Annotated in this window: 20 protein-coding genes; 7 read left to right on the forward strand and 13 right to left on the reverse strand. The window is 58.5% G+C overall.

Annotated elements, in window-relative coordinates; translation table 11 throughout:
* Nucleotides 1-100 precede the first annotated feature (100 nt).
* Entirely contained in the window at nucleotides 101-3,394 is a 3,294-nt protein-coding gene (locus AC5FXY_RS20375; RefSeq protein ID WP_493558568.1) for a reprolysin-like metallopeptidase, read from the forward strand.
* A 271-nt stretch (nucleotides 3,395-3,665) separates the two neighbouring features.
* Here AC5FXY_RS20375 and AC5FXY_RS20380 read toward each other — a convergent pair whose 3' ends face one another.
* The 3 genes from AC5FXY_RS20380 to AC5FXY_RS20390 form a co-directional block, all read right to left on the reverse strand.
* Entirely contained in the window at nucleotides 3,666-5,825 is a 2,160-nt protein-coding gene (locus AC5FXY_RS20380) for a hypothetical protein (RefSeq protein ID WP_493558569.1), read from the reverse strand.
* Nucleotides 5,822-6,685, reverse strand: a complete 864-nt coding sequence (locus AC5FXY_RS20385; protein ID WP_493558570.1) for a hypothetical protein — start codon at nucleotides 6,683-6,685, stop codon at nucleotides 5,822-5,824. The genes AC5FXY_RS20380 and AC5FXY_RS20385 overlap by 4 nt, the downstream gene beginning before the upstream one ends.
* Before the next feature lie 350 nt (nucleotides 6,686-7,035).
* Entirely contained in the window at nucleotides 7,036-9,303 is a 2,268-nt protein-coding gene (locus AC5FXY_RS20390) for a S46 family peptidase (protein WP_493558571.1), read from the reverse strand.
* Between the two features lie 129 nt (nucleotides 9,304-9,432).
* Between AC5FXY_RS20390 and yidD the strand changes: the two genes are divergently transcribed.
* The 3 genes from yidD (at nucleotide 9,433) to fbaA (ending at nucleotide 11,902) form a co-directional block, all read left to right on the forward strand.
* The gene (gene yidD / locus AC5FXY_RS20395; RefSeq protein ID WP_264690585.1) at nucleotides 9,433-9,660 is read left to right on the forward strand and encodes a membrane protein insertion efficiency factor YidD; all 228 of its coding nucleotides are present in this window, start codon (nucleotides 9,433-9,435) and stop codon (nucleotides 9,658-9,660) included.
* Between the two features lie 66 nt (nucleotides 9,661-9,726).
* Nucleotides 9,727-10,680 carry an NHL repeat-containing protein gene (locus AC5FXY_RS20400; RefSeq protein ID WP_493558572.1) on the forward strand — a complete coding sequence of 318 codons (954 nt, stop codon included), beginning with the start codon at nucleotides 9,727-9,729 and terminating at the stop codon, nucleotides 10,678-10,680.
* A gap of 136 nt (nucleotides 10,681-10,816) precedes the next feature.
* Nucleotides 10,817-11,902: a class II fructose-bisphosphate aldolase gene (gene fbaA / locus AC5FXY_RS20405; RefSeq protein ID WP_493558573.1), complete on the forward strand. Its 1,086-nt coding sequence runs from the start codon at nucleotides 10,817-10,819 to the stop codon at nucleotides 11,900-11,902.
* An 86-nt stretch (nucleotides 11,903-11,988) separates the two neighbouring features.
* Here the strand turns inward: fbaA and AC5FXY_RS20410 are convergent, their stop codons facing one another.
* From AC5FXY_RS20410 to AC5FXY_RS20445, 8 genes are all read right to left on the reverse strand, one after another.
* Nucleotides 11,989-12,942: an alpha/beta hydrolase gene (locus tag AC5FXY_RS20410; protein ID WP_493558574.1), complete on the reverse strand. Its 954-nt coding sequence runs from the start codon at nucleotides 12,940-12,942 to the stop codon at nucleotides 11,989-11,991.
* A 65-nt stretch (nucleotides 12,943-13,007) separates the two neighbouring features.
* Nucleotides 13,008-13,892, reverse strand: coding sequence for a prolipoprotein diacylglyceryl transferase (gene lgt / locus AC5FXY_RS20415; RefSeq protein WP_493558575.1), 885 nt, complete (start codon nucleotides 13,890-13,892; stop codon nucleotides 13,008-13,010).
* Nucleotides 13,893-13,935: 43 nt separating this feature from the next.
* The gene (locus AC5FXY_RS20420; RefSeq protein WP_493558576.1) at nucleotides 13,936-14,325 is read right to left on the reverse strand and encodes a hypothetical protein; all 390 of its coding nucleotides are present in this window, start codon (nucleotides 14,323-14,325) and stop codon (nucleotides 13,936-13,938) included.
* The gene (locus AC5FXY_RS20425; protein ID WP_493558577.1) at nucleotides 14,318-14,950 is read right to left on the reverse strand and encodes an RNA polymerase sigma factor; all 633 of its coding nucleotides are present in this window, start codon (nucleotides 14,948-14,950) and stop codon (nucleotides 14,318-14,320) included. The genes AC5FXY_RS20420 and AC5FXY_RS20425 overlap by 8 nt, the downstream gene beginning before the upstream one ends.
* 300 nt (nucleotides 14,951-15,250) lie before the next feature.
* Entirely contained in the window at nucleotides 15,251-17,227 is a 1,977-nt protein-coding gene (gene nadE, locus AC5FXY_RS20430; RefSeq protein WP_493558578.1) for an NAD(+) synthase, read from the reverse strand.
* A 129-nt stretch (nucleotides 17,228-17,356) separates the two neighbouring features.
* A complete protein-coding gene (gene rnc, locus AC5FXY_RS20435; RefSeq protein WP_493558579.1) occupies nucleotides 17,357-18,109 on the reverse strand; it encodes a ribonuclease III in 753 nt (250 codons plus the stop codon).
* Nucleotides 18,110-18,118: 9 nt separating this feature from the next.
* On the reverse strand, nucleotides 18,119-19,372 hold the full coding sequence (fabF, locus tag AC5FXY_RS20440) for a beta-ketoacyl-ACP synthase II (RefSeq protein ID WP_493558580.1): 1,254 nt from the start codon (nucleotides 19,370-19,372) through the stop codon (nucleotides 18,119-18,121).
* 94 nt (nucleotides 19,373-19,466) lie between these two features.
* On the reverse strand, nucleotides 19,467-19,703 hold the full coding sequence (locus tag AC5FXY_RS20445; protein ID WP_059067513.1) for an acyl carrier protein: 237 nt from the start codon (nucleotides 19,701-19,703) through the stop codon (nucleotides 19,467-19,469).
* Between the two features lie 150 nt (nucleotides 19,704-19,853).
* Between AC5FXY_RS20445 and AC5FXY_RS20450 the strand changes: the two genes are divergently transcribed.
* The gene (locus AC5FXY_RS20450) at nucleotides 19,854-20,282 is read left to right on the forward strand and encodes an IPExxxVDY family protein (protein WP_493558581.1); all 429 of its coding nucleotides are present in this window, start codon (nucleotides 19,854-19,856) and stop codon (nucleotides 20,280-20,282) included.
* 239 nt (nucleotides 20,283-20,521) lie between these two features.
* Entirely contained in the window at nucleotides 20,522-21,967 is a 1,446-nt protein-coding gene (gene pyk, locus AC5FXY_RS20455; RefSeq protein ID WP_493558582.1) for a pyruvate kinase, read from the forward strand.
* A 503-nt stretch (nucleotides 21,968-22,470) separates the two neighbouring features.
* Here the strand turns inward: pyk and rpsT are convergent.
* Both rpsT and AC5FXY_RS20465 read right to left on the reverse strand, forming a co-directional pair.
* Entirely contained in the window at nucleotides 22,471-22,728 is a 258-nt protein-coding gene (gene rpsT / locus AC5FXY_RS20460) for a 30S ribosomal protein S20 (RefSeq protein ID WP_493558583.1), read from the reverse strand.
* A gap of 640 nt (nucleotides 22,729-23,368) precedes the next feature.
* Nucleotides 23,369-24,112 carry a DUF4142 domain-containing protein gene (locus AC5FXY_RS20465; RefSeq protein WP_493558584.1) on the reverse strand — a complete coding sequence of 248 codons (744 nt, stop codon included), beginning with the start codon at nucleotides 24,110-24,112 and terminating at the stop codon, nucleotides 23,369-23,371.
* Nucleotides 24,113-24,367: 255 nt separating this feature from the next.
* Here AC5FXY_RS20465 and AC5FXY_RS20470 point away from each other — a divergent pair.
* Nucleotides 24,368-25,331 (forward strand): YheT family hydrolase (locus tag AC5FXY_RS20470; protein WP_493558585.1); only part of this gene is annotated, 964 nt, incomplete at its 3' end.

Below are 25,331 nucleotides of genomic sequence, written 5' to 3' on the forward strand. Positions count from 1 at the left end.
TTCCTGCAAATGCTTCGGGCTGAGAGGTAAAAATCTTATCTTAGGCCCGCTTTCTTCGATTTTTCTCTTTTCTCAATACCCCCACCTCTAAATGTTGCCTATGCGCACAATTTTTACTCCGACTAGCGCCACGCTGCGTGGCGCTCTGTTGGGCGGGTTGCTGGCGGCCGGCGTGGCTGCCCCGTTTGGTGCTTCGGCCCAGCGGGTGCTCTGGTCCGACGCCAAAGCTGACCAACTGCCCGCGGCCGCTCGCCGCTCCACCCAGGCGCTCGACCGGTACCGCATCGTTAGCATTCAGGCTAACAACCTGCGCGCTGCGCTGGCCCAAGCTCCCAGCGAAACGGGCGCTGGTGCCCGCCGCTCCAACACCGTGGTATCGTTGCCGCTGCCCGACGGCACTTCCGGCCGCTTCCGCGTAGTGGAAACGCAGGTGATGCACCCGCAGTTGGCGGCTCGTTACCCGATGATCAAAACCTACGCTGCGCAAGGCATCGACGACCCCACGGCTATTGCCTACCTGGATTTGTCGCCCGCTGGCCTGCACGCCATGATCATGTCGGCCGACAACATTGTTTATGTTGACCCGACAGCCAACGCCGTTGACCACCTCGTGTTTTATAAGCGCGACATCAACCGCGCCAACCTGGTGAATGCGGCTTGCTATACCGAAACTCCTTCGGTCGGCCAGCGCCTGGCACCGATGCAAGCAGCCACTGCTGCCCGCCCCAATGGCACCCAGCTTCGCACCTTCCGCCTGGCCATGTCCTGCACGGGTGAGTACGCAGCCACCAAAGGCGGTACCACTGCTGGCGCGCTGGCGGGTATTGTGTCCTCGATCAACCGCGTTTCGGGGGTGTACGAGAAGGAAGTAGCCATTCGTTTTCAGCTGATTGCGAATACCGACCAGCTGATCTTCCTCGACCCCGCCACCGACCCTTACACCAACCTCAGCAACGGCGCTACGCTGAACACCAACCAAACGGTGACCGATCAGCGCATCGGGGCGGCCAACTACGACATCGGCCACATCTTCAACACTGCTGATGGTGGTATTGCCGGTTTGGGTGTAGTATGCGTAGCCAACAACAAGGCCCGCGGCTCCACCGGCTTGCCCAACCCCACGGGTGATGCCTTCGACATCGATTACGTAGCCCACGAAATAGGTCACCAGTTCGGCGGCAACCATACATTTAACGCCAGCAGCTGCGCGCCCGGTACGCGTCGCTCCACGGCCGCCTACGAGCCCGGCTCGGGCTCGACCATTATGGCTTACGCTGGTATCTGTGGTTCCCAGAACCTGCAGCCCCAGTCCGATGCGTACTTCCACACCCACAGCTACGACGAGATTCTGAATCACGTCAACGGCAACGGCGCCTGCGCCGTGTCTACTCCCACCAACAATACTCCCCCGACTGTTGATGCTGGTCCGCGCTACGTAATTCCGCGTGGTACGCCGTTTGAACTGACCGGCACGGGTTCGGACGCTGACGGTGATGCCGTCACCTTCTCTTGGGAGCAGTACGACCTGGGTCCGGAAGGCAGCCCGCTACAGCCTACGGGCGATGCGCCGATCTTCCGCTCATTCAGCCCTACCACGAGCCCCAGCCGCACCTTCCCGCGCCTGGTCAATATCCTCAACAACAACTCCACCATTGGTGAGATCCTGCCGTCGTACGGCCGCCGCCTGAACTTCCGCCTCACAGCCCGCGACAACCGCGTGGGTGGCGGCGGTGCGGCTTACGACACCGTATCCGTACCGGTAGTGGCCGCGGCTGGTCCGTTTGTGGTAACCGCTCCCAACACGGCAGTGACGTGGCGCGCTACGGTGCCCCAGCAAGTAACCTGGGACGTAGCCGGTACCACGGCCGCGCCCATCAACGCTGCCAACGTGGACATCATGCTCTCAGTAGATGGTGGTCAGACTTTCCCTTACACTCTGCTGGCCAACACGCCCAACGATGGTTCGGAGCAAGTGACAGTACCTTCTACGGTGCCTTCCACCACCCAGGCCCGCATCAAGATCAAGGCTTCGGGTAACATCTTCTTTGATATTTCGAACGCCAACTTCACGCTGCAAGTACCCACCGCACCGGGCTTCTACCTGTCGAGCGACTGCGCCAATACGGCCCCTTCGTTCTGCCCCGGCAGCTCGGCTACCTGTAACGTAAGCGTCGGCCAGTTGCTGGGCTTCACCGGCCAGGTAACGCTGTCGGCTACTGGCCTGCCCGCTGGTGTTTCGGTCAACTTTGCCAGCAACCCCGTAGCCGCCGGCTCGGCTGCCAACTTCACGCTGACTTCCACGGCCGCTGCACCTTCCGGCACCTTCACCGTGAACATCGTAGGCACCAATGGCTCGCAGCAGGAAACCCAGCCCATCACGGTGGTAATTCGCAATGCGGCGCCGGCTCCGGTGCTGCAGGCGCCCGCGCCCAACACGCTGCGTGCGCTGCCGCTGCCCACTTTCCAGTGGGCTGCCATTACCGGCGTTACGTCTTATGAGCTGCAGGTAGCTACCGACAACGCTTTCACCAACCTGGTCATTAGCCAGACTGGTTTGACGAACAACTCCTTCACGGCTACCACGGCACTGACGCAAAACGGCCGCTATTTCTGGCGCGTACGCGGCGTTGCCGACTGCGGTACCGGTCCTTGGGCCAATACCGAGCAGTTCCACGTAGGCCGTCAGGTGTGCTCCACCTTCGCTTCCAGCAACGTGCCGCTCACCATCGGCACCAGCGCCTCGGAAATCATTCTCTCGACGCTGAACATCACGGGTGCGGGTCCGATTGCGGATCTGCGTGTGCGCAACCTCAACATTACGCACCCGGACATGGGTGAAGTAATCGTGGCCCTGCTCGGCCCGACGGGTCGCCGCATTACCTTGACGTCAGTGCCCTGCGCCGGCTCGGCTAACCTGAACGCCAGCTTCGACGACGCCGCTGCTACGGCCGTAACCTGCCCGGCTACCGGCACTTTCCGTCCGGTGAACCCGCTCTCCAACTTCCGCGGCCTGAACGCCGACGGCCAGTGGACGCTGCTGGTGCAGGACATTGCGCCCGGCAACGGTGGTACGCTCAACAGCTGGAGCCTGGAAGTATGCTCGGTGCAGGACGCCTTGAGCAACCGCGCCGCCCAGCAGCTGCAGGGTGTATCGGTATTCCCGAACCCCAGCAACGGCCAGTTTGAGCTAAATGTGGACAACGCCCAGCGCGGCACGCTACAAGTGCGCGTAACCGACGCCGTAGGCCGCGTGGTCCTGACGCAAGAAGTAAGCAAAGGCAACGGCCTGCTGCGCCATTCGCTCGACCTGAGCAAGCTCAGCCGCGGCGTTTACCAGCTGCACCTCGACCTGCCCGGTGGTGGCTCGGCGGTAGAAAAGCTGATGAAGCTGTAAGCTGATTCGCATTGCCACAAAAAAGGCTGCCTTCGTCGGAAGGCAGCCTTTTTTGTTGTCGGTTGTCGAGCTAAAACCCGGTTCTTCTCGTCAAGCTGTGCTGAGGACGGTTAAACAATTCTTTAGCCTCTCATGTCGGGCAAGACGATGTATTAGTGCTCCGCCCAAAGCGCAACAGCCTTGACAGGCCGGTTCTTTTGGACTGTTTAATTTAATGGTCGAACCGGGTAGGGTAACGAAGGCGCTCGATTTGGTCTCCACTTTACGGCCTTTACAGCGCCACCCGCAACTGCACTTTCACGTCGGAACGCTGCGGTCCTTGAATTTCCTCCAGGCCCGATCCGACGGTTTTCTGGTCGCGGAAACGGGTGGTGGCATAGCGGACCCACAGCGTCAGGTGGCGGTTGACTTTGTACTCGGCCAGCACGTAAGAGCGGGTGCCGCGGCCGTACAAGGCTGGGATAGAGAAGGCGTAGAGCACATCCTGCTCATACACATACTGGCGCGTGTCGTAATCGTCGGTGTCAAACAGGGCGTAGCGGCCGGTCAGGCGCAGGCGCTGGAGCGGATGTACGGTGATATCCTGGGCTAGTACGTAGCCAGTCCGCACCGGTCCCAAGTCTTCACGGTAACGCGTGCCCTGCACACGGGTGCGCAGGCTGAGGGCCGGGGTCGGGCTGGTATCGTAGAACAACAGCAGGGACCGGCGCTGCGTGGGCACCAGTTCCGGCATGGGTCGGGTGCTGCCATCGGCATCGTACTCCTTGACGCGGGTACGCACCTGGGCGTAGATGTGGCTGGTTTTGGAGGGCGAGTAGCCCACCCGCAGCAGCCAGTCGTAGCCGCGCGACGGGCCGCCGGCCTGATAGCGCAGCCACGGGAAGCTGAACTGGTCGTAATAGGCCGACAGCTCCCAGCGGCTGACGGGCCTGATTTTCAGGCCCAGATACAAGCCGTTTTCATTGATGTTGCGGGTATTCTCACCCAGCGCGTTGCCGTAAAGCGTGTGAAAATTGCGCTGGTAGTGGCGGTACAGCGCCGACACATCCACATCAGCACCAAGGCTGGCTAGCAAGCCATTTACGGTGCCCAACCCTCCGCTGCTGCTGCGGGCCGTTTCGCCAAACAGACTTACGTTACGCCAGCCGTAGCTGTAGTTGGCACCCACCGCCAGGTTTTGCTGCCCCCCAAACTCATACAGGTTATAAGGTTCTTCGCGGCGCTGCAGCGGCTTATCAAATTGAGTATTCACGGCTGTGAGGCCCAGGTTCAGCCGACCGCCTGCGGGTGCGAAAGTCAGGTTGCCGCCGGTCACTATTTCCCGTAAGCTCTTGCGGTTGTTAAGCTCCGATGGTGTCCGGTGAAAACCAGTAATGATGAGGCCCGACGCAAAGTCTTCGGCATCGCGCAGCGAGTCGGCCTCGGTGGCGCGCAAGGTGGCATCGATGCGCTTGGCCGAAGCAAATCCTGTCAGGCGCAGCGCGGGCGAAAGTGCTACGGTGGCCGCCGCGCCGCGGAAGAAAGCGGTTTCGAGCACCGAAGAATACGGCCGTACGCCCACATTGCTGCGGCGCAGGGTGGTTATCGTTTCGGCGCCTTTGCCAACCTGCAGGCCGGAGGAAAGCAGCAGCCCTTGGCCAAACTGCAGCTGATAGTCGCCCACCACGAGCGACTTCAGCCGCCCACGCTCAAACAGGCCGAAATGTGCCGAGTAGTAGTCAAAGCCGTAACGTCGGGTGCTGGGGTCCCAGGTGAACTGTTCGCCGGCATCTTTCTCCGCCGCGAACCCGATGCTGAAGTCGCGGGCGTGGCTGGTGCGGAAACGCACGAGCATCTTGTCGGGTGAGCCCAGGTAACGGCTCGACACGGAGCCATTGCTGTTGATGGCGGGCGCAGTGTAACCGCGGCGCTGCTGCAGCACCCGCTCGTATCGCAAGAACAGTGCGTTGTTGTCTTCGTGCCAGATGCGCTGCCACAGCGGACCGCGGGCGGCATTGGCGTTCAGTTCGCCCACACTCACGAAGGGTGCCACGCGGTAAATGGTACGCACATCAAAGCCCCGAATGCTTTGCAGCTCATACAGACTCAGCAGCGCGCCGTGCTGCTGCCGATGCTCCAGCAGGGCAGTGATTTGTGGTTCCGAAAGCAGCAGCAGGCTGCCCAATTCTTCGCGGCTGCTGGTGTTCAGGTTCAGCGGCGTTTGGAGATACTGCAGCAGCGTTTCGTAGAGGTCTTCGTAGGGCACCTCGTCGCTTTGCGGCTCGGCAAAAAGCTCCTGCAGCAGGCGGTCCAGATCGGGGCGCTGGCGCGGGTAATCCTGCACCTGCGCGCGAGCTTGCCCGGCCAGCAGCAATGCAGCCGTCAGCGTGCCCAGTCCCCAGCCCTTGCGCCACAACTGCGCCACGGGCGGTACCATGCGGGGTAGGCTCATGGCTTGGGCTCGATACGCAGGTTGACACTTAGGTGCTGGCTCAGGCCCAAGGCATTGTGCCAGCCAGCGGCGTAATCGAGGCGCAGGCGACCAAAGCGAAAACCAAAGCCACCGTTGACCTGCTCGGTAAGCGTGGCTACGCCGGCCCGCACAGTGAGGGCCTCAATTACTTGGTATTCCACGCCGGCCTTGAAATCAGCGCCCTGATCCACGTCTTTTTCGGTTTCGACCAGCAGCAGCACCTTGGTGCTCGGCTGGTAGCTCAGGCCCGCTTTCAGAACCGTGGGCACCCGCTCATCGCGGTAGTCAGCCAGCCGGGCCTGGTTCAGGTTGTAGAGGTACGCGCCAAAAGTGAGCTTCTGGGGTATCACTTCGGCCTGTCCGCCTAATGAAGCCGCCACCGTGCGGCGGCTGCCCAAGCCTTCGATGCTGACCTGAAGCACATCGGCCCGGGCCCCAATGCTAATCAGCCCCAAACGGTAACCGTAACCTACCCCTATGCGCTGTTCGCTGTAGAGCGAGCCACCGAACCGCTGCAGTTCCACTCCTACCACGCCGTGGCGGGCCGCGGTGCTGCTAGCGCCTTCGGGCTGGCGCCCCAGCGGCACAGCCACCGCCAGGGCTGCGTTGTTTAGTTCTTTAATTAAAAACCGGTTGTCGGCGTACACGCCCGCTTCGGGCCGCGTGAGTTGGCCCAGCCCGGCCACGTTGTTGCCGATGGCCCATATGTCGCTTAGGGTGACGGAAGCATTTCCGAGCGCCGCCGCGCGGCCGCCGCGCACGCCCGGGCCGTGGCCTTGGGCGTAGGCCAGATTAAGTGTTAAAAAGAATAATCCTAGTGCAGCGTAATGTTTAAGCATAGGCGCGGAATAAGCTCCGCAAGTTAGTTGAGAGGCAACGGATTACCTGCTCAAATGCTCGCCTAATATTTTACCGTTAGCATCCTTGCATAGCTACTGGGCATTGGTCGAGCATCCACAAACCATAACGGGTAGTTGAGTCGCAGTAGAAAACACCAATTCTTGTGTCAAGGGCAACCACTTCCCCTTGAGCATTGATGTGCTTTTCAGTCGTTTCTGTCAACTCGCATTTCAACTGATTGCATACCAAACCCACTCTTGCTTCTACATGCATCCGGTGATTCTGCATCAACAAAAAAGCCCCGGCACCATATGGCACCGGGGCTTTTCAGCTTCAAGAAGTCGGACTCTTACAGCGTAGCCGCTTCGCCCTTCTTGTTCTTGTTTTTGGTTTTCACCTTCACCTTGGTGGCTTTGCCATCGGCTGCAACTGCACCCGCGCCGGGGTTCGGGCCATTGTTCACGATAGTCATTTCATCAACCAAGTGCTTAGCGCCGCCCAGATTCTCCACGCACCAGAGCACGTAGCGGATGTCGGCATTGATGCAGCGCTTAAGGTCGGGGTCGTAGGCCAGGTCGCCGGTCATAGCTTCCCAGTTGCCATCGAAAGCCAGGCCGATCAGTTCGCCGCGGCCGTTGATGACCGGGGAGCCGGAGTTGCCGCCGGTGATGTCGTTGTCGGTGATGAAGCCCACGCGCAGCGAACCGTCTTTATCGGCAAAGCGGCCATAGTCCTTAGCCTTCAGCAGCTCAATCTGCTTCTGCGGTACCACAAACTCGGGGTTGGTTTGGTCTTCCTTTTCCAGAATACCCTGGGCCGTGGTAAAGTGGCTGTAGCTCACCGCGTCGCGGCCTTTGTAGGCGCGTACCGAGCCGTAGCTCAGGCGGATGGTGGAGTTGGCGTCGGGCGAGTACACCTTGTTGGCGTTTTTCTCGCGCAGAGCCGCTACGTATAGGCGATTGGCGCGCACCAGGCTGGCCTGCTGGGCCTGCATTTTGGGCAGGATGGTTTCGCGGTAGTTCTTGTAGAGACTGTTGATCATGCGGAAGGCCGGATCATTTTCCAGCTGCGGCAGCGTAGGCTTGGCCAAGAACTGCTCGGTCTTCTGCTTCGAAGTCAGCAGCGACTTGCTAAACACCTCGTCGGCGTACTTCTGCATGGAGCCGCCGTACTGCTTTTCCACGGTGCGGAAAATCTCGGGCTGCTGCTCCTTCGGAATATCGTTGTAGTACAGCTGCATCAGGGCCGCAAACACCTTCTTGTCGGTTGGGGCATTGTAGTCCTTGAAGTGCTCTTCCACCGGCTCTTTCAGATCGGCAGTGGCTTTGCCAATAGCCGCTTGGTTTGGGCTTTCGGCTTTCAGCAACTCATACAGCGGCATCATGCGGGCGGCGAAGGCCAGGATTTCGGTACCCATGGCGGCTTCGTTCATGTACACCGAGCTCAGGTTGTACTGGCGCAGGCCGGCGTAGGCTTGGTTGATGTCGTTAAGCACCGCGCCGTATTGCTGCTGGCGCGCGGGGTCAGCACTGATCCACTGGGCCAGGGACTGCTCTTCGGCGGTTTTCTGATCCACAGTCTTGAGGCGCTTCATGCCCTCGTTCTGACCGATGAAGTACTTCCAGTAGTTGGCAATGCTAGCGTATTTGGAAGCGTACTTTAGGCGCACGGAGGGGTCTTGGTCGCCGTCTTCTTTCCACAGCTTCAGGCGGGTGTCGCGCAGCTTGATGCGGGCAGGATTGCTCTGATCCAGCGTCATCTGCAGGCCGGCGGCGGGCAGGAAGCGCTGCGTGCGGCCAGGAAAGCCGAACACCATCGAGAAGTCACCTTCGCTCACACCTTGCAGGCTCACGGGCAGGTGGTGCTTCGGGATATACGGCACGTTGTCGGCCGCGTAGCCGCTGGTGGGCTTGTTGTCCTTAGAGGCGTACACGCGAAACAGCGAGAAGTCGCCGGTGTGGCGGGGCCACATCCAGTTGTCGGTGTCGCCGCCGAACTTGCCCACGGCCTCAGCTGGCGCGCCCACGAGGCGCACATCACCGAAGCGCTGGTACACGAACAGGTAGAACTCGTTGCCGGCAAACATATCGCGCACGTAGGCCACGTACTGGCCATTTTCTTTGGCCACGTCGGCTAGTTCGCGCTGGCGCTTCTGCACCAGCTGCTGGCGCTCGGCCTCGGGCGTTTGGGGCGTGATGCCTTCCAGCACCTTGCCGCTCACGTCTTCCATACGCACCAGAATATCCACGAACAGGCCGGGGTTGGCCTTTTCTTCGTTGCGCGTCTGGGCGTAGAAGCCGTTTTGCAGAATGTTGTTCTGAGTGGTGCTGTGGCTTTGAATAGCGTCGTAGCCGCAGTGATGGTTGGTCAGCAGCAGGCCTTGCTTCGACACGAACTCGCCGGTGCAGAAGCCACCCAGCTGCACGATGGCATCCTTGAGCGAGGCGTTGTTGACGTTGTAGATTTCTTCGGCAGAGAGCTTGAGGCCTTTCTTCTGCATGTCGGCATGATTGAGCCGCTTCACGAGCAGCGGCAGCCACATGCCTTCGTCGGCGCGGGCTACGGCCGGCAGCAACAGCGCCAGCAACAAGCCTTTCAGCCAGGTACGTTTGAGCATCGGAGGGGAATATGAAGTGAGAGAAACAGTGGAAATTGCCGGGGCAACGCCGAACAAACTTACAAAGCCCGGCGTTGCTTCCCTAACGCTCGTTCGGCTCCTTTGCTCAGCGTATTTTCAACACCGCCCGTGGCCGCTCTGTTCAAACACTTCTTCCTGGCTTTGGTGTGGGTGTATCGCCACCTGATTTCGCCCCTGAAGCCGGCCACCTGCCGCTACACGCCCACCTGCTCGGCCTACGCTACCGAGGCCATTCGGCGGCACGGCCCCTGGCGCGGCGGCTGGCTGGCCTTGCGCCGTATCGGGCGCTGCCACCCTTGGGGCGGCTTCGGGTATGACCCCGTGCCGGAGAAGTAATACGCGTGGTGCTGAGCGTACTCAGCACCTCATCTTGTCCTTTGATGTCGGGCTTGCGTATAGCATATGCTTTACCCGGTCCCCTATGCGGCCGGACTGTTTCACGGCATTATCGACCTCATGCAGATGAACCGAGTACTGGCAGGCCTGTTGAGCATGGTCCTGGTCGGCTCCGCGGCTTGCGAAGCCCAAAGCGACGGCAATGGCAAGAAGGACAAAGACAAAAAGAAGAAGGATAAGACGACGCTTTTCAACCCCGTTGCGGGCTTGACCAAAGTCGGCTCCATGCCCGCCGAAGTAGCCGAAAGCTCGGGCCTGGCTCGCGGCGCCGAGGCCGGCACCTTCTACACCCACGGCGACACGCGCAGCCCCGGCGGTGGTCCGTCGCTGTTCCTAGTGCGCCAGGATGGCAAGCTGGTGAAGCGCCTAGAGCTGCCGGGCATTCAGCAGCGCGACTGGGAATCGGTGTCGCAGGACCCGCAGGGCAACCTGTACATTGCCGATGCCGGCAACAACAACAACGACCGCCGCGACCTGGCCATTTACCGCCTCAACCCGAAGAATCCGGGCGACATCCTACAAATTCAGTTCACGTATCCCGACCAGCAGGAATTTCCGCCGAAGAAAGCCGACCGCAATTTCGACGTGGAAGCCAGCATCTGGCACCAAGGTCATATTTACCTCTTTACCCGCGACCGGGCAAACCGGAGCACCAGTAAAGTATACCGGCTCGATGCCGACGGCCCCACCAAGCAAACGGCCAAGCTGCTGGGCGAGCTGAAGCTGCCCGGCGAAGTAACCGACGCAGCCATCAGCCCCGACGGCCGGCAGCTGGTGCTGCTGGGCAAGGAGCAGTTCTTCATTGGGCCCGTGGAGGGCAGCAATTTTACCGAGGTGAAAACCCGCACCGTGGCGCTGCCCGGCGCCGGCCAAACCGAAGGCGTGGTGTTTATCGACAACGACACCCTGCTCATCAGCACGGAGCAGGGCGCGCTCTACCGCTACGAACTCGGCAGCTAAGGCTCAGGCCCGAACGCTTTTCCCGCCTTGCCAAGGGTATTCCGATGCCCAACGCCGGCTACTTTTTGCTTAATATTGGCTTGAAAACGCCATTGCGGCCTGCCTGGGCTGCCTTACTCTTTTTTCACTTCTTCTTATGAGTAACACTGCCGTTACCACCCTGCGCGCCGGCGTTCTGCACGGCGACGAGGTTCAACAGCTGTTCGAATACGCCAAAGAGCAAGGCTTTGCCCTGCCGGCCGTCAATGTGACGGGTACCGACACGGTAAACGCGGTGCTGGAAACGGCCGCGGCCGTAAACTCGCCGGTTATCATTCAGTTCTCCAACGGCGGTGCTCAGTTCTTCGCCGGCAAAGGTGCGCCGAACGATAAGCAGCAAGCCAGCATTGCCGGAGCCGTATCGGGCGCCATGCACGTGCATCAGATGGCCGAGCTCTACAACGTACCCGTGATTCTGCACACCGACCACGCCGCCAAAAAGCTATTGCCGTGGATCGATGGCCTGCTGGAAGCCGGCGAGAAGTACTTCGCACAGCACGGTCGTCCACTGTTCAGCTCGCACATGATCGACCTGTCGGAAGAGCCGATTGAGGAGAACATCGAAATCTGCAAAGAGTACCTGGCCCGCATGGACAAGCTGGGCATGACGCTGGAAATCGAGCTGGGCGTGACCGGCGGCGAGGAAGACGGCGTCGACAACACCGGCGTAGACTCCAGCAAGCTGTACACCCAGCCTTCGGAAGTGGCTTACGCCTACGAAGAGCTGCTAAAAATCAGCCCGCGCTTCACCATTGCCGCTGCTTTCGGCAACGTGCACGGCGTGTACAAGCCTGGCAACGTGAAGCTGCAGCCCGTCATCCTGAAAAACTCGCAGGAGCACGTGCGTCAGCAGTTCAATTTGGAAGCCAAGCTGCCCATCAACTTCGTGTTCCACGGTGGTTCGGGCTCGTCGCAGGAAGAAATCCGCGAAGCCATCAGCTACGGTGCCATCAAGATGAACATCGACACCGACCTGCAGTGGGCGTTCTGGGACGGCATTAAGAACTTCTACAAGAAGAACGAAGCCTACCTGCAAAGCCAGATCGGCAACCCTACCGGCGAGGATTCGCCGAACAAGAAGTACTACGACCCGCGCAACTGGCTGCGCGAGGGCGAAAAGACCTTCGTAGAGCGTCTGAAGATTGCCTTCGACGACTTGAACGCCATCAACCGTCGTTTCTAGAAGTGAAAGGCGAGAAACGAGATGACAGCATCAGGCTGGCTTCTCCGATCTAGCTCTCACTTAAGCCACAAAAAAAGCCCGCTGCATCAGCGGGCTTTTTTTGTGGCCTCCGGCGTCACTTCGGCGGCTACCGGCGCGGTACTGGATAGAAAGCGGTTGCTGCGCATCCAGTTCAGGGCGTGTTCCATCCAATTTTGGCCCACCGTGGTGGTGCGCAGGCCGAAGCCGTGGCCGCCGCGCTGGCTGATGTAGACTTCGGCAGGTACTTTGTGGCGTTGCAGGGCCTGTAGGAAGGCCAGCGTATTGCCGAGCGGCACCGACTTATCGTCGGCAGCGTGCACGAGGAAAGTGGGCGGCGTCTGGGCGGTTACCTGTCGGTCGGTGGAGTACGCGACAAGCTGCGCCGCGGCGGGGGCTTTGCCCAGTAGGCTCTCGCGCGAGCCAGGGTGCGTCAGGCTGTCGCTGAAACTGATGACGGGATAAGCCAAAATTTGAAAGTCGGGCCGCAGGCTGGTCTTTTCGGGGTTTGAGATGAGCACCTGATCGAACTTGGTGCCGAGTGAGGAAGCTAGGTGCCCGCCGGCCGAAAAGCCCAGCACCCCCACCAAGTTCGGATTGATTTTCCATTTCCGGCTGTTGTCGCGCACTAGCTTGATGGCCTGCTCCGCGTCCTGCAGCGGCACCGTTTCCTTACTTGTCATGCAGGCTTCGAGCGGCAGGCGGTACTTGAGCACGAAAGCAGCCACCCCGGCTTTGTTGAGGGCCCGGGCTACCTCGTGCCCTTCCTTGTTCATCGACAGGCGGGTATAGCCCCCACCGGGGCAGATGATTACTGCCGCCTGACTTGAGTCGGGTTTCTCGGGCAGATACACCGTGAGCGTGGGCACCGTTACCCCGCTTACCCGGTTGCCCTCCTGCGAGGTTTCCTTCACGTCGCAGGGTTGAGCGTTGGGTACTTTCCGGCCGTACAGCGGCACCACCGTCTGCGCCTGACTTAACAGAGGTCCGCCCAGTAAAAAAGCGAATAGGATCTTTTTCATCGGTCTGAAAATAAACGGCCGGCCTCATGAATGAAGCCAGCCGTTGGTGATGGTGCAGAAAAAGGCTACGCTTTTTTGGCTTTCGTAGGCACTGCATTTTCTTCCATGCCCAGGTCACGCGGTGCATAACCATAGGGGTTGCTCGGCGACTTGCCAGCACGCAGCAGTACCCACAGTCCCACGAGGATCAGTGGAATGCTCAAAATCTGGCCCATGTTCAGCGGTAGGCGGTCTTCAAAAGATTCCTGGTTTTCCTTCAGGAACTCTACTAAGAAACGGAAGGTGAAGAGCAGCGTCACGAACAACCCGAAGAGCAGCCCGCGCGGCGTTTGCTCTTTGTAGCGGTTCCAGAGCCAATACAGCAGCACAAACAGCACCACGCAAAACAAGGCCTCGTAGATCTGCGTGGGGTGACGCAGCTCGTTCGGGATGTTGGTCATCTCGTGGTGAATCTCGTTATAGCGCACAAACTTGAACGCCCACGGTACGTCGGTCTGGCGGCCGATGATTTCCGAGTTCATCAGGTTGCCCAGGCGGATGCAGGCGCCCCCGGTAGCCACCACCAGCACGATGCGGTCAAGCACCCACAGGTAGTCAAACTTGTTGTTGCGTGCAAACAGCCATACCGCCAGCAAAATGCCCAGCGTCGCGCCATGGCTGGCCAGGCCGCCTTCCCAGATTTTGAGAATCTCCAGCGGATGCGCGAGGTAGTAATCGGCATCGTAGAAAAAGACGTGGCCCAGGCGGGCGCCCAGCACCGTGCCCAGCAGCATGTAAATGGTGATGACATCGACCCAACGCGGCGACACGCGCTCGGACTTGTAGATGTGCGTCAGGATAAACGAGCCGATGATAAAGCCCGAGGCAAACAGCAGGCCGTACCAGCGCAGCGTAAGCGGGCCAATCTCGGCCAGAATGGGCGATGCGTCCCAATTGATAAAAGCGAGCATAAGCAGCAGGCAGGTCGAAAAGACGAGAAGAATTCAAAGGTACTCAGACATTCGGCTTACCGCATAGTTGGTGCGGAAGCTCCGGCAGCGGGTGCGCGAAGGCGGCTTGGTCTATAGCAGCGGTGGGCAGCGGCCATGCCACGTGCCGGCCCAGCCGCTGTGGGGTCTCCGGTGCGGGCGTTGCAGGTGGGGTCTGCCGGGTGGTACCGTCGCCGCTTAGCGCCAGCACCAAGGCTAAAGCCACGGCCGCATAGGTTGGCCAACGCAGCCAAGCCGGCAGCATATAGTATTTTGGCACAACTTGGTTGAGGAGCCGGCCTCGCACCCGTTGGTAAAAGAAAGGGCGGGGTTGCGCATCTGATTGGGCCCGCCACTGGTGTAGCAGGTCTTCCCATTCCTGGTCAGCGTTGGGGCGCGAGTGCAAATCAGCCATGGAGTTGCGAGGATTGAAGATGTTTGCGAAGCGTTTGGCGGGCACGAAACAGCAGTGATTCCACGGCCGGTACGGTGGTTTGCAGCACGGAGGCTATTTCCCCGTAGCTGAGCTCCTGCTCGTGGCGCAGCGTGAAGGCTACTTGCTGCTGATCGGGCAGGCGGGCCAAGTACGCTTGCAACAACTGAACCTGCTGTTGCTCTTCCAAATGCGCCTGCGGGTGGGCGTAATCGGGCAGTTCGTGCAGCACGCGGTTATCGAAGCCCAACAAGCTGGTCAGGTAAGCAAACCGCTTCCGGGCACGGGCGCGCTGGCGGTGCTTCAGGGCGCGTGAGGTAGCCAGCCGGTACAGCCAGGTGCTCAGCGCCGCCTCTCCCCGAAATCGACCAATGGTCTGATACACTTCCACGAAAACTTCCTGCGCCACGTCTTCAGCTTCTTCCGGCGAGCGGAGCAGGGCCAATACCGTGCGGTAAATCCGGTTCTGGTACCGCTCTACCAAAGTGCGAAATGCCGCCTCGCTGCCTTGCTGCAACTGTACCACCAACTCAGCATCGGCCGGGGCCGGCGCGAGTGGTGTATCAGTTGAGGGCGCTTGGGCAACGGACAGCGAAAGAGTGCACATCGACGAGTGGAGCGCTAATGAATGGGAAAGTTACCAGCTTCGTTTCCGGGCGTTGCCGCGAATACCCGGTTACAAATGCTTAGGTCCATTCCGCATTCATATCTTGCGCGCAGTTCGCTAAGTTTCCACAACCACCTGTCTTCCAAGGCTATTCAATACTCAAAACGCCTAACAAAACTTCTTGGTAGGCCGCGCTTGGAACATCAGAGTCCTTTCCAGCTTTTTTTTCGAAAGCTGATTAATGGTTGTGTTAGAAGCTCTTCCAACTTGGTTCCGAATCGGCGCCCCCACTGTCAGGGCTTACAATTTAGCCAGCTCTTCCTGGAAGCCCCCGCTTAGAATGGGGAAGCGCAGCCAAGAGCGCGGATCAAGGTTGTAATCATCGAGGTGGAACGAGGGGGCAAACCGCTCCCGCTTCCACTGATTGCGGCTCCAGAGCTGGTAGAACCGGCGGACGTAGGTTTTAAGCAATTCGGGGTCGATATCGGTCAGCTCCTCTCCTAGCCGGACCAGCACCTGCTGCGGGCTCAGCCGGTGGTAGAAAGCCAGCCGCTCGATGCTGTTCAGTAGTGGGTACGGCATCAGGTCGCGCTCATCGGTCTGCTTGTCTTCGAGGGGGCGCAGCTCGGCGGTAGGTGCCAGGTTGTTCACGCGGTGCAGGCCGGGGTAGTTCAGCTCCGTCTCGGCCCACACCAGCCATTGTTTCACGAAAGCTTTATCCACACCGGCAATGGGCGAAATACTGCCGGCCGTGTCGCCGTCCATGGTGCAGTAGCCCACAGCGGCTTCAGAACGGTTGGAGGTAGTAATGAGCAGACAGTTGAGCACGTTGGCCAGCATCCAAATGCTGGGGGCACGCACCCGGGCCTGAATGTTTTGCAAAGTGAGGTCGTCGGTTTGCCAGGTTAGCGCCCGGCCCAGCGCGTGCTCAATCTTGCCGGTGTAGCCTTTTACTTCCTGATCAATTTCCCAGTTGAAGAACACCGCGCCCACATTGTCGGCTAGCTCTTTGGCTGAGAGGTAAGTATCGTCGGAGGAATTGACGGTGCCTTGGTAGGCGCAGGTAAGCAGGCGACGGGTGAGCTGCTGGTTGAGCGTGCGCTGCTCGTTGCCGGTGGTTTGCACGCCGGGGTGCGAGGGCGCCTGCACGCGGCCCGCATCAGCCAGCCGCACGGGTTCTTCGGGCGTTGCGCCCGGCAGCTGCCGATAATTCATGGCGAAGCGAATTTCGTCGTCGGTGAAGTTGCCGGCCTTGCGCATAAAGCCTTCCACGCCGAGCTCCTCCACGCCAAGGCGCACTAGCTCCGCTACACCCACGGCGCACATGCACGAGTCGGCGCCGCCCGACAAACTCAGTACGAAACCCTTGCTGCGGGCTTTGCGCATGTAGTCAAATAGCGCCAAGCTAAGCGCCTGGTTCAGCTCGCGGTATTCGTCGGGCGTCGGCAGCGGGGTAATTTCCTGCGTCAGCACCAACTCCTGGCTGAAATCGACATCGGCGTACTCCAGATCCACATCCTTGAAGCTCAGCAGTTGGTTGCGTTTGATGAGCTGACCATTACGCGCAATCAGGATTTCACCGTCGTAGGTGATGCGGCCCGCCTCATTGCCGAGCAAGTTGGCGTAGAGGTAGGTCACCTGATAATCGCGCGAGCCTTTCAGCACTAACTGGTAGCGCAGGTCGGTTTTGCTCATGGCGAAGTGCGAGGCCGAAGGATTCACGATCAGCTGCACACCGCGCTGCTTTAGCCGCCCTGCCGGCCGATCCACAGCCGGCCGCCACGCATCCTCGCAGATTTCGAAGCCGAATGACACGCCCTGATGCTCGAAGATTAGGTCACCAATGGGCCATTCTTCGCCATTGAAGCGCACCGTGGCGGTGGTATTGGGCACCCACGAGGTGAAGAAGCGCGGCTCGTAATGCACGCCGTCGTTGGCCAAGAACTGCTTCGCCGCAAATCCGAATATCTGCCGGTCGCGGATGACGCAGGCCGTGTTATAAGTCTGGCCATTGAGGCGAACTGGCAGGCCCACGCACACCACCATGTTGGGGTCGGTGCAGTAGCCACGCACTTCCTGCAGGTGTTCCAGCGCCGTTTCGCTTAACCAGTCATGCGAAAACAAATCCTCGCAGCCGTAGCCCGTCAGGCACAGCTCCGGCAGGCATAGCAGCTCTACCCCCGATGCCTGGGCCGTCTCAATGGCCTCGCGAATGTTGCGCAGGTTGTTTTGCCAATCGATGGGAGTCTGGTTCAGGGCGGCGCCGGCAAGTCGCATAAGCTAAGGTGCAGAGTTGGTGAAAACGTGCTGCAAGTAACTCGAAATGCTCGATTCGGGTTGCTTGGACGCTAGAACGACCATAGCACAGACGGCTGTCTGCGCTATGGTCGTTCGGCAATTACCTACTCAGACCCCCAACAAATTCAAGGCCCGCTCCGCTGCCTGCTGCTCGGCCTGCTTCTTTGAGAGGCCCATACCCGTGGCCACTGCCTCCTCGTTGATCATCACCGTCGCCGAAAACTCCATCACGCCACCGGTCCGCTGCTCTCCATTAAGCTCGTAGCGCACAGCTTTGCCTTGCCGCTGCGCCCACTCAATGAGCTTGCTCTTGAAGTTGGCCGTGGTGCTGGTCAATGACTTCACGTCCACGTAAGGCCGAATGAGTCGCTTAAGCACAAACGTGCGCGCCTCCTCGTAGCCGTGGTCGAGGTAAATAGCCCCTACCAAGGCCTCTAGTGCATTGCCATTGACGGAACGCGACCGGGCCGAACGGCCCTGGCCGGGGTCTAGCTGCACCAGCGCATCCAGTCCCAGTTTCAGGGCCAGTTGGTTCATGCTTTCCCGGTTCACGATGCGCGAACGGATTTCTGTAAGGAAGCCCTCCGGCTCGTAGGGAAACTTGCGAAAGAGGTACTCCGCTACGACGGCGCCCAACACGGCGTCGCCGAGGAACTCCAGGCGTTCGTTGGAAAGATGCCGCGACTGGCCGGTCTGTTGCCGGACCAACGAGGCGTGGGTAAATGCCAGCCGGTACAAACGCACGTTGCTCGGCGCACGGCCCGTCACGGAAGCTATTGCCTGCCGAAACTGACGGTCGTGGCCGAGCAAACGGCGAAAGAAACCGAACAGCGGAAGCGTACGGCCGCTGCGCTGTACCATAAGCAGAAGTTAGTCGCGGAGCTTTCCGAACACCACCGAGGTATTGTGCCCACCAAAGCCAAACGTATTGCTGAGCGCAATGTTCACTTCGCGGGCCTGAGCCTGGTTGAACGTAAAGTTCAGGCGCTGGTCGAGTTCCGGGTCGTCGGTAAAATGATTGATGGTGGGAGGCACCAAGCTGTGCTCCATGGCCAGAATGCTCGCCACGGCCTCAATGGCCCCGGCACCGCCGAGCAGGTGCCCGGTCATGCTCTTCGTCGAGGAAATGTTCAGGTCGTAAATGGCGTCGCCGAATACTTTCTGAATCGCCTTAACCTCGGCGCCATCGCCCAGTGGTGTGCTCGTGCCGTGAGTGTTGATGTAGTCTACATCTCCGGGCGCGATGCCCGCGTCACGTAGGGCCTGCTTCAGCACCAGCATCACACCGTTGCCCTCGGGGTCGGGCGCGGTGAGGTGATAGGCATCAGCCGACATGCCGCCGCCCAGAACTTCCGCATAAATCTTGGCGCCGCGCGCTTTGGCGTGCTCCAGATCTTCCAGAATCAGGGCTCCGGCGCCCTCCCCCAGCACGAAACCGTCGCGGTCCTTGTCGTAAGGGCGCGAGGCCGTTTCGGCAGCATCGTTGCGCTCCGACAAAGCCTTCAGGGCATTAAAGCCCCCGATGCCAGCTTCGGTTACGGCAGCCTCAGAACCTCCGGTCACAATCACATCGGCGTAACCAAGGCGAATGTAGTTGTAGGCATCGATGATGGAATTCGACGACGAGGCGCAGGCCGACACGGTCACGAAGTTGGGGCCGCGAAAGCCGTGCTTCATGGAAACGTGGCCCGACGCAATGTCGGCAATCATCTTCGGAATGAAGAACGGGTTGAAGCGCGGGGTACCGTCGCCCTTGGCGAAGGCCACACACTCCTCTTGGAAGGTGCGCAGACCACCAATGCCCGAACCCCAAATGACGCCTACCCGGTCTTTGTCGACACTACCGTCGCCAATGCCAGCTTCGGCAATGGCCTGATCGGCGGCTACCACGGCAAACTGCGAAAACAAATCCAGCTTGCGGCCTTCTTTGCGTTCGAAGAAGTCGTCGGCGTTGTAGCCCTTCACTTCGCAGGCGAAGCGGGTTTTGAACTTGCTGGCGTCGAACCGGGTGATGGGGCCTGCCCCGCTTACGCCGCGCGACAAACCGTCCCAGTATTCAGCAACTGTATTGCCGAGGGGGGTGATGGCTCCGAGACCAGTAACAACAACTCTCCGTAGCGCCATAAAAGGATGCGAAGGGGGAAAAGTAGGGAAAGAAAAACGGCCGGCGCGGGCCGGCCGGCAAAGCGGTAGGTGCTTTAGCTAAGGTAAAGATGCCTTATTTGGCGTGCTCTTCGAGGTAAGCAATGGCTTGGCCCACGGTGCCGATGTTCTCAGCCTGATCGTCGGGGATGCTTACGTTGAATTCTTTTTCGAATTCCATGATAAGCTCTACCGTGTCCAGCGAGTCAGCGCCGAGGTCGTTGGTGAAGCTGGCCTCGGGCGTTACTTCCGACGGCTCTACGCCCAGCTTATCAACGATAATGCTTTTTACTTTTTCTGCGATTTCAGACATTTCCGTGGGGTTTAAAGAAAACTCGGCACAAATAACACCATCTTCAGCAACATTGTCAAACCGGCGCCAGTGAATTGCCAGGGGGGCCATGCTGGTTTCGCCCCCGCAAGTCCGTAGTTTTGCGTTGCTCGCCGGGCTAGCACTGCGCCTATGAAAACCCTTACCCTCGACTGCGATTACGACTGCGACTTCGACCTGTTCGGCGTGGTATCGTCGAGCCGGGACCATAAGCTGGCCTGGGCACTGAACCGGGCGCTACGCCTGCGTTTGGTGAAGCAGCAGGATCTAATTTACGACCTGCTTACCCGTGGGCGCCTCGTAATCAGCAACTACCTGCACGCCACCGAAACAGCTACCCTGCGCCTGCTACGCAACCGCTCGGTAGATCCGTCGCCGTTGAAGAAGCCCTTTTTAGCCCCTGACATCAAAGAGTACGACTACCTGATTCAGGTGCAAAATGGTACGGGTAGCCTCGAAGCAGAGGAATTAATGGCCCAATTGGCGGCCTTGCCGGCCGTGCAGTACGTATGCCGTTTTGACCCGAATACGCTTAAGTTCAAAGAAAACTTGCTCTTTTAGGGTCACAAAGCTGTTTGATTTGGGATCAAATTTAGCTGGAAACAGTGGTTCTGATTGCCGCCAGGAGCGCGCCGCCTAGCGTAAGCTACTGGCTTATTAGACCATAGCCTTGTGCCTGGCGAAAAAATAGCGCCTTTGGCCGCTGCTCCAGTATAGCGAGGCAATGGGTTTGCCGTTTTCAGACCGAAGCCCAACAGCAAAAAAAGACGCAAGAAATCGAGCACAACACCTCACGATACATGGAAAACCGACCGGTTTTTAATAAGACCAAAATCGTGGCCACCGTCGGGCCGGCCTCCAACACTTACGATAAGCTCGCCATGCTCATCCGCGAAGGCGTGGATGTCTTTCGCCTGAATTTCAGCCACGGCAAACACGAAGAGCACCTCGCCGTGATAAACCTTGTGCGCCGCCTCAACAAGGATTTGCGCACGCACGTGGGCTTGTTGCAGGACCTGCAGGGTCCTAAGATCCGCCTGGGCGACGTAGAGGGCGGCTCCTTTGAAATCAAAGCTGGTGAGCGGCTTCAACTCGTATGCGGGGAAAATGAAATAAGCCGTCCTGGCCGTATCAGCACCATCTACCTCGGCTTGGCTCGCGACGTAAAGCCCGGCGACATGATCCTTATCGACGACGGTAAGCTGGAATTACGCGTGCTGAGCACCGACCGCGAGAAAGAAGTAGAGACAGAGGTTATTTACGGTGGCACTGTGAAGCCTCGCAAAGGCATCAACCTGCCTAACTCTGACGTGTCGGCCCCCTCGATGACGGAAAAGGACATCGAGGATTTGAAGTTTGGCCTTGAAAACGACGTTGATTGGGTTGCTTTGTCCTTTGCCCGTCGCGCCGAGGACATTCGCTTTATCAAGCAGATAATTGCCGAGTCGGGCAAGCAGGCTCGCGTCGTGGCCAAGATTGAAACGCCGGAGGCTCTGCGCAACATTGATGAAATCATCGCGCTTACCGATGCCGTAATGGTAGCCCGCGGTGACCTGGGCGTGGAAATCAAGGCCGAGGAAGTGCCGATGGCTCAGAAGATGATCATCCAGAAGTGTAACCGTGCCGGCAAACCGGTCATCGTGGCTACGCAGATGATGGAGAGTATGATCGTCAATCCGCGCCCGACGCGCGCCGAAACCAACGACGTGGCCAACGCCGTGCTTGATGGTGCCGATGCCGTGATGCTGTCGGCGGAAACAGCCGTGGGCGCTTACCCCGCAGAGGTAATTCGTTCCATGGTGGGCACCATCCGCAGCGCTGAAGAGCATCCGGGCATGTACCACCGGGAGTTTGCGCCCGGCGACCCGCTGGCCGCTCCGGATACCTACTACACCAACAACGTGCTGGCCGCGGCCTGCAGCCTCGCCCGCGCCACTGGTGCCCAAGCCATTGTGGGCATGACGCACAAGGGCTACACTGCCTACCAGTTATCGAAATACCGCCCGCAGGCCAACATTTTCGTCTTCACCGACAACCGAGCCATCCTCACGCAGCTCAGCCTGTCTTGGGGCGTGCGTGGCTTCTACTACGACCGTTTCGTGAGTACCGATACGACCATCGAAGACATCAAGTACGTGCTGACTGCGACTGGCAACATCACTAAAGGCGACGTATTTGTAAGTACCGCCTCGATGCCGATTAACGAGCGGGGAAAAGCCAACATGATCAAGCTGAGCGTGGTATAAAACTATTGCATAGTGAAAAGAAAAGCCCTTGGTGTAGTCTTCACCAAGGGCTTTTCTTGTTCATTTAGACGAGAAGCGTGGACAGTTCGCGGCGGCTGTTCGGTCAAGCTCCAACTTAAACGCTGCTGCGCGCTGCACCAAGATCTGGGTTTATTTATCAAGGCAGCCAGCCGAGATGCAAACGATTACCAGAATAGCTCTTGCTGTTAATACCGTCTCAGCAGCCCGTCAGAACAACCCGCCAAACCAAGCCTAACAACAGTCTACTGACCGCCATCAACGGCTGCGGGACTCTAGCATCGTTGTTACGCACATTGCCGAAAGTCAACGAACATCAGATCTAGCAGGCCGTCATACTGAAGGCGATAATCACATTTGTCTGCTGAAGCCTTGAAACTGAAAACGCTTGCAAGTGGTCAGGCGCTTGAGTACACCCAACGCACAAAGGCCCCACGCAATACCGCGCAGGGCCTTTGGTAAGAACTACGACGAAACCGCTTGGCTTAGGCAGCCAGCTTGTTTACGTACTTGGCCAGGCTCGACTTGTTGTTAGCAGCCTTGTTCTTGTGGATGATGTTCTTCTTGGCCAGACGATCCAGCATCGACGATACTTTCTTCAGCAGCTCCTGGGCTTCTGTAGCGTCGGTGGTGGCGCGCAATTTCTTAACGGCCGTACGGGTTGATTTGTGCTGGTAACGGTTCAACACGCGCTTGGCTTCGTTCGAGCGGATGCGCTTCAGAGCCGACTTATGATTTGCCATGATGCGGAAAGCGAAAAAACAGAGATTCTGTCGAGGTTCTAGTCAATTGGGTTGGCAAAGGTAAGTTTTCTCATCGACAATGGCAAACATGTGTTGAAGGAAATCCTTTGGTACGCTTAGCTGGCTTCTAACCAAGCCTATCCAGCCTTATTTGCAAGCTAGCATATTTGCCGTTGCGTTTTCTCAAGAGCACTACTGAAAAGTTATCTCGACAGTGACATGACCAACGAAGCTACTTACCAGTCGGTTTGGGCCCCACCAGATGCTGGTAGCAGGTTCCTCCAGTTTGCCATCGGGTAGGCCGGGACTACGCAGGCTTATTCGTAATGGCTTTTTGGCAGCCTTTATGGCTGTATGTCGCCGCTACAGAAGAACATATCAGCAAGCTAAGGCCCTGCTCCCGTGCCTACAAGATTGGAGCACGTGGTTCCTTTAGCGCCCTTGGCGGCACTTGTAGCAAATACACTTAACCACTTCTTTATCGGACGTTTGGCACCGAAGCGGCTTTGAATCTTTCACTGGTGGTAGCCGAGACCCTCGCAGTATTTGTGGCAATGTATCAAGTAGGTAAAGAGTAAGTCCCAGCCAGGCAAACCCAGCTGGGACTTACTCTTTTAGCCGTAAGGCTAAGTATTCAGCACTAATCTACTTTCTTCTCGATGCCGCTAGCCATGGTCTGGTGCGAACGAAGCATGGGCAGCGACTTGGTTGCAAAGGTTTTCACGGCAGGCGTTTGGGCTTGCTTGGTCTTGGCCTCAAACATGGCAACGTCCATCTTGTGAGCCACTTCCATAGCATCCATGTAGGCTTCGTCGAAATCTTTGCCCGACTTGCCGGACACTTTATCCAACATGGCTTGGTGCACAGGCATCAAAGCTGTCGGCATCTGCACCTTCATGGGTGTCGCCACGGCCTTCCAATCTTGGGTGGCTTTGCCGTGATGGTCTACCATCATCTGGCCGAACCGCTTTACTTCAGCATTGGTCGACTTCTGCGTGGCTAACTGCCCCAATTGAATTTCTAGCATGTTGCTGCTAGCCGCTGTGAGCATGAATGTGGGGTCATCCATGGTAGCAAAAGTGGCTGCAAAGGCGTTCATATCGGCTGCGTCGGTGCCCACGCTAGCAGCGCCGTTGTAGTTGCCGGTTTCACCGGGGCTTACAGTTCTGGTAGTGATGTCAGTGTTGACAGTCCCAGCGCCTCCTACAGTGCCCGAACCACTCGTGCCTGTCATAGACGTACCAGAAGTTGCATCAGTAGCCGTAGCGTCGGTCATAGTGCTGCCTCCGGTGCTCGCGCCGGTAGAGCCAGTATTGGAGGTGCTGCTGCACGAGGTGCCCAGCATGACCATCGCTGCAATCAAAAGATGAGGGAAGACTTTCATTGTTTTCATAGTTGGTAGTGGAACATGGAGCTCTTATACGTGAACCATTAATGGTAGTTAATATTAATTAGCTCAACCTCAACAGTTAATAAGCTAATGCTCAAAGCTATGTCATTTTAAAATATGATGAATCAGTAGGCCCCAGTGCACTTTTTGAAGCTCAATAGCGTCCTTCTACACGATAACATAGTATGCATGCATCTTTTCTGCTTATCTTCCTTGTTACTTCCCCTTCACAATTAGCCAGCCGTTGCGATGCCTCTCGTTGCCAACTCTCGCTACCGGCCGCCTTTTTATTTGTTCAACGGCCATCTGCAAACCATTGTACCCAGCTTATTACGTGAAGTGCCCGAGGTGCAATACCAACGCCAGCGCGTAGAAACACCCGACGGTGATTTCCTGGACCTGGATTGGTCGCGTACCGAGCACGTAACCGACACGCTGGCCATTATCTCGCACGGTCTTGAAGGCGACGCCGATCGGCCTTATGTGCGCGGCATGGCCCGGGCACTAAACAAAGCCGGCTTCGATGCGCTGGCCTGGAACTACCGCAGCTGCAGCGGCGAGCCCAACCGCCTACTGCGCGCCTACCACCTTGGCGACACCGACGACCTGCACTTTGTGGTGCAGCAGGCTGTAGCCACTGGCCGTTACCGGCGCGTGTTTCTGACGGGTTTTTCGGCCGGGGGCAACATGACGCTGAAATACCTCGGCGAGGATGTCACACGCATTCCGCAGGAAGTAAAGCGGGCCGCCGTGTTTTCAGTGCCTACTGATCTAAAAGCCGGATCAGAGCAGATTTCGCGCGTGCAGAACCGCATTTACCTGAACCGCTTTCTGAAATCGTTGCGCCTGAAGATTCGCATGAAAGCGGAGCTAATGCCGGGCCAGCTGGACCTGGAAGGCTTGGACGAACTCAGCGACTTTCCGCAGTTCGACAACCGCTTCACAGCGCCTATGCACGGCTTCAAGTCGGCTGATGAATACTATGAGCACAGCAGCTCGGGACGCTACCTCGATGGCATTCGTATCCCGACGCTTATTGTAAATGCGCAAAACGACCCTTTTCTGCCGCCGACTTGCTTTCCCCGTGAAGCTGCTGAGCGGAGCCCGTACGTGTTCCTGGAAACACCAGCGAAGGGTGGTCACGTCGGCTTTGCTGAAGGGCTGCCGTCGGAAGGGCACTACTACTCGGAGCGCCGGGCTGTGGAATTTCTGA

This window comes from Hymenobacter sp. FMD4, assembly GCF_058932745.1.

Excerpts from the sequence above, each read along its gene's own strand:
- AC5FXY_RS20400 (WP_493558572.1), top strand. The coding sequence starts at position 9,727 with ATGCTTTACCCGGTCCCCTATGCGGCCGGACTGTTTCACGGCATTATC.
- lgt (WP_493558575.1), bottom strand. The coding sequence starts at position 13,892 with ATGCTCGCTTTTATCAATTGGGACGCATCGCCCATTCTGGCCGAGATT.
- fabF (WP_493558580.1), bottom strand. The coding sequence starts at position 19,372 with ATGGCGCTACGGAGAGTTGTTGTTACTGGTCTCGGAGCCATCACCCCC.
- rnc (WP_493558579.1), bottom strand. The coding sequence starts at position 18,109 with ATGGTACAGCGCAGCGGCCGTACGCTTCCGCTGTTCGGTTTCTTTCGC.
- AC5FXY_RS20450 (WP_493558581.1), top strand. The coding sequence starts at position 19,854 with ATGAAAACCCTTACCCTCGACTGCGATTACGACTGCGACTTCGACCTG.
- AC5FXY_RS20390 (WP_493558571.1), bottom strand. The coding sequence starts at position 9,303 with ATGCTCAAACGTACCTGGCTGAAAGGCTTGTTGCTGGCGCTGTTGCTG.
- pyk (WP_493558582.1), top strand. The coding sequence starts at position 20,522 with ATGGAAAACCGACCGGTTTTTAATAAGACCAAAATCGTGGCCACCGTC.
- rpsT (WP_493558583.1), bottom strand. The coding sequence starts at position 22,728 with ATGGCAAATCATAAGTCGGCTCTGAAGCGCATCCGCTCGAACGAAGCC.
- AC5FXY_RS20385 (WP_493558570.1), bottom strand. The coding sequence starts at position 6,685 with ATGCTTAAACATTACGCTGCACTAGGATTATTCTTTTTAACACTTAAT.
- AC5FXY_RS20465 (WP_493558584.1), bottom strand. The coding sequence starts at position 24,112 with ATGAAAGTCTTCCCTCATCTTTTGATTGCAGCGATGGTCATGCTGGGC.
- AC5FXY_RS20380 (WP_493558569.1), bottom strand. The coding sequence starts at position 5,825 with ATGAGCCTACCCCGCATGGTACCGCCCGTGGCGCAGTTGTGGCGCAAG.
- AC5FXY_RS20445 (WP_059067513.1), bottom strand. The coding sequence starts at position 19,703 with ATGTCTGAAATCGCAGAAAAAGTAAAAAGCATTATCGTTGATAAGCTG.
- AC5FXY_RS20375 (WP_493558568.1), top strand. The coding sequence starts at position 101 with ATGCGCACAATTTTTACTCCGACTAGCGCCACGCTGCGTGGCGCTCTG.
- AC5FXY_RS20410 (WP_493558574.1), bottom strand. The coding sequence starts at position 12,942 with ATGAAAAAGATCCTATTCGCTTTTTTACTGGGCGGACCTCTGTTAAGT.
- fbaA (WP_493558573.1), top strand. The coding sequence starts at position 10,817 with ATGAGTAACACTGCCGTTACCACCCTGCGCGCCGGCGTTCTGCACGGC.
- AC5FXY_RS20425 (WP_493558577.1), bottom strand. The coding sequence starts at position 14,950 with ATGTGCACTCTTTCGCTGTCCGTTGCCCAAGCGCCCTCAACTGATACA.
- AC5FXY_RS20420 (WP_493558576.1), bottom strand. The coding sequence starts at position 14,325 with ATGGCTGATTTGCACTCGCGCCCCAACGCTGACCAGGAATGGGAAGAC.
- nadE (WP_493558578.1), bottom strand. The coding sequence starts at position 17,227 with ATGCGACTTGCCGGCGCCGCCCTGAACCAGACTCCCATCGATTGGCAA.